At 60.0% G+C, this 3589-nt stretch carries 3 protein-coding genes; 1 reads left to right on the top strand and 2 read right to left on the bottom strand.

What is annotated here, in order from left to right:
- Nucleotides 1-154: 154 nt before the first annotated feature.
- Together VEJ16_08530 and VEJ16_08535 are read right to left on the bottom strand one after the other, a co-directional pair.
- A complete protein-coding gene (locus VEJ16_08530; GenBank protein ID HYB09702.1) occupies nucleotides 155-1507 on the bottom strand; it encodes an outer membrane protein transport protein in 1353 nt (450 codons plus the stop codon).
- Nucleotides 1508-1729: 222 nt separating this feature from the next.
- Nucleotides 1730-2515: a crotonase/enoyl-CoA hydratase family protein gene (locus VEJ16_08535; protein HYB09703.1), complete on the bottom strand. Its 786-nt coding sequence runs from the start codon at nucleotides 2513-2515 to the stop codon at nucleotides 1730-1732.
- Between the two features lie 166 nt (nucleotides 2516-2681).
- Between VEJ16_08535 and VEJ16_08540 the strand changes: the two genes are divergently transcribed.
- A complete protein-coding gene (locus tag VEJ16_08540) occupies nucleotides 2682-3437 on the top strand; it encodes an SDR family NAD(P)-dependent oxidoreductase (protein HYB09704.1) in 756 nt (251 codons plus the stop codon).
- The last annotated feature ends 152 nt before the right edge of the window (nucleotides 3438-3589 follow it).

Here is a 3589-nt window from a genome sequence, read left to right on the forward strand (position 1 = left end):
CGTCAAGTCGACGCGGCCGGGCCGTTCGGCCGCGCGCACAGTTTTGCGCGCCGAAGACACGCACCTGATCGTGCGTAATCTCTCGGCGTGACGATTAGCCACTTTGCTGCCTGTTAGCGGTGACAGATCCCTGACCGCGCGTCATTCGCATCGGTTAGAAATTGTACTTTAAGCCGACCGCGAAAATGTTGGCCGAAGAATCGAAGGTGCCGTTGATGTTGCCCGCAGGGGCCGCGGGGTTGTTGACCAGGTTCACCGAGCCATCGGTGAGCACGAAGATATGCGTATAGGCAAAATCGAGCGAAAGATCGGGTATCAGCTCCACATTGTATCCCGCCGAAAGCCAGAACCGATTCGCATCGGGAATGCGAAAGTTGCGGAACTCGGTCTTGGTCGGCGTGGGATCGTAGGCAATGCCCAAACGCAACTTCGCTTTGTCGGTTGCCGTGTAGTTCAGACCGCCGGCCCACCGATAGGTATCGTGCCAGTCCTCCTCCGTTGCCTGCTGCGGCTGAGCGGGGTTGTTGAAATCCGCAACGAGGTCGTGAAAGCGACTCCAATGGGTCCACGTCACGTCGCCGAGGAGCAGCCACTTGTCGGTCAATTGCTGCGTGGCGGCCAAGCTCGCACTTTCCGGCAAATTCAACGTGCTGCGCACACCCGTGCTTTGGAAGGCATTACCGACCGGATTATGGAGCGCCTGCAGGAGCGCCAATGTTTGAGAAATGGTTGGTGTGGTCGAAAATGTGGCGCGCCCATCGAGATCGAGATGGACCATCGATCGATAGCTTATTCCGACAGTCGTATGCTCGAGCGGCTTGATAATTACGCCGCCATTGAAGCCGTAGCCAGTGCCACTGACGGCGAGCTTCGACTGGCCGTCCTGTGACTGCGGCGCTGTGCCGATGATGGGATTGAAAATGGATCCGAAATCGATCGCATTGCTGAAAAATGCATCTGCGTACATCACGTTGAAGCCGACGCCCGCTGAGAGCCAGTCGTTCGCCTTGTACGACACCGACGGATTGAAATTGTACGTTTTAAGTTGAGTCCGCTGTGCGTAATAGCGGCCAATCCAGGTATTGCCGTAGTCGGTTTCGAGACCAAAAGGCGTCTCGACGCCGAGACCTGCTCGAAAGTCATCGCCGAGGGGGGCCATGACATAGAAGTTACCCAGTGGAGCCGTCACGCCGCCGGTTCCCGAGGTTCCCATGAGCGGGGTGCCGGCACCGGTCGTCGCGTGGGTTGGCTGGAACGTGAAATTCGACGAGATGATCTGAACCCCTGCGATCGCCTGATAGGTGTCGAGATAAGCCATGCCCGCCGGATTATAGAAGATCGTCGACGCGTCCTCATGGACGGCGGCAGCGCCGGCGAAAGCCTCACCTTGACCGCTAGGGCTTTGATCGAAGAGTTGGAAACCGGCGGCGTGGGCTTCTTGGAAGCTGCCCATTGCCACCAAGATCGCGAGGACGGACGCAACCGACCCGAGAAGTCGCTTTGTCATGACGTGACCCCCGCACCTCTTTTTTCTTCGCGGCCAAACCGACCGCGGACTGGAATTCGACGGCCAGGACAGGCGCAAACTTGATAAAGACGCTCTACCACAAGCGGTTATCAAAGCCAAACGATAAACCAAATCTTGACGTTGAGGCTAAGCCGAAGCGCATCGGCCTAGCCCATTGTGGGATGTGGGTCCGCTCGAGCGGGGTATTTGCGCTCCCGCGGTCTAAAGGGTCCAGTTGGGCTTGCGTTTCTCGAAGAAGGCAGCGATTCCTTCCTTGCTTTCACTGTTCTCCCACGCATCGGCTAGCCGCTCGATGCCGTATTCAACGCTTTCAGAGGGTCCGTGCCGCGCGATGTGGCCGATGAGCGCCTTGGTCGCGGCGATCGCCTGCGGTCCGCACTTCAGGAAGAGTTCGACCTCGCGCTCGACGGCTGAATCGAGCCCACCGTCATCGACGACCTGCGATACCAGACCGAGTCGGAGGGCCGCCTCCGCATCGAATATCTTGGCATTGAAAAAGACCTCACGCGCTTTCGCTTCACCCATGCGCCTGAAAAGATAGGGGCCGATATTCGCGGGAATGAGCCCAAGGCGTACCTCGGTGATGGCGAAGCGCGCGCTGCGCGCGGCGATGACCACGTCGCAGGCTGCGATCAGGCCGAGTCCGCCCGCATAGGCTTGACCGTTGATCCTGCCGACAAGCGGCTTCGAGAGAGTGTCGAGTGCCTGGAGGACCGTCGCGATCTTGCCTGACTCCCTCAGTCGGCCGGCTCGATCGAGCGCCCTTGCTTCCTGCATCCATCGAAGATCGCCACCTGCGCAGAAACTCGCGCCCGCGCCCGTCAATACGACCGCTCGAACCGCACGATCCCCGTCGAGCGACGCCACCGCATCCGGCAATTCTTCGAGCATGCGCGCCGAAAGGGCGTTGTGCGCGTCCGGCCGGTTGAGCGTGAGTCGTGCGACACCACGTCCATCCCTTTCGACCGTGAGCGTCTCGTAGATCATGTAGCACCCTCGTTTTTCGGCATTCGTCCAGTAAGGCCACAATGATGCGGCCGGCGCTTGCCCCTGTCCATGCTATCGACGCGTCGTCGAAACCGGGCAATACCTTCGGTCGCCCTGGGGGAGTGCTGGTTTCGCAAAGCCCTCCAACCGTGCTAGATAGGGAGTTATGGCAAGCGATACCAATATTCTGCGGCCGGGCGCCATTGCACTTGTGACCGGCGCGTCGAGCGGATTCGGTGAAGCGATCGCGATGGCCCTCGCCGCGAAGGAAGTGCGCGTAATTGCGACCGCGCGCAACGCCGCTCGCCTTGCCAAGCTGGAGAAGCGGATTGGGGATCGCCTGTTTCCCTTGGCGCTCGATGTAACCGATTCGAGTGCTACAGCCGGCCTGCCGGAGAACTTGCCCGCGGCGTGGCGCGAAATCGACATCCTCATCAATAATGCGGGGTCCGATGTCGGCGGGCGGCAGCCATTTGAAGTCGGATCGATTGAGGATTGGGTAAGTACGATCGACGTCAACGTGACGGGCCTCTTGCGCGTCAGCCGCGCCGTCATGCCGGGGATGATCGCCCGTGGCCGTGGACATATCGTCAATTTGGGCTCGATGGCCGCCCTGCGCCCGACGGCTGGCTTGGCTGCCTATGGTGCGAGCAAGGCCGCGGTGCACGGATTCAGCGACGGGTTGCGTGCCGAGCTGCGCGGATCGCCGATTCGCGTGAGCGAAATCATGCCGGGCACGGCACGCACTGGCTTTGCCGAAGCCCGCTGGCGGGGTGACAAGGCGGAGGCCGAGAAGTTTTATAATTCTTTCAAGACGTTACTAACTTCCGAGGATGTGGCGAGCGCTGTCATCTACGCGCTCGAGCAGCCCCCTCATGTCGTTGTCGCTGAGCTGGTGATTCTCCCTACCTCCCAGGCATAAGGTCTTCGCCAAGCAATTAGCGGATGCATCTTCGCTCGCCTCGCGGCCTCCGAAATTGCATGAACGTGATGGTCGTCGCACCGCCGTTTGGTTTAGTGTAATTGGCACAGGGTTCATCCCGTCATCAACCTTCGTCGGCCGATGCGAACAGG

Source organism: Alphaproteobacteria bacterium (assembly GCA_035625915.1).
Lineage (GTDB): Bacteria > Pseudomonadota > Alphaproteobacteria > JACZXZ01 > JACZXZ01 > DATDHA01.

What these genes read in the sequence shown, in the direction of transcription:
- VEJ16_08530 (HYB09702.1), bottom strand. Translation starts at nt 1,507, where the DNA reads ATGACAAAGCGACTTCTCGGGTCGGTTGCGTCCGTCCTCGCGATCTTG.
- VEJ16_08535 (HYB09703.1), bottom strand. Translation starts at nt 2,515, where the DNA reads ATGATCTACGAGACGCTCACGGTCGAAAGGGATGGACGTGGTGTCGCA.
- VEJ16_08540 (HYB09704.1), top strand. Translation starts at nt 2,682, where the DNA reads ATGGCAAGCGATACCAATATTCTGCGGCCGGGCGCCATTGCACTTGTG.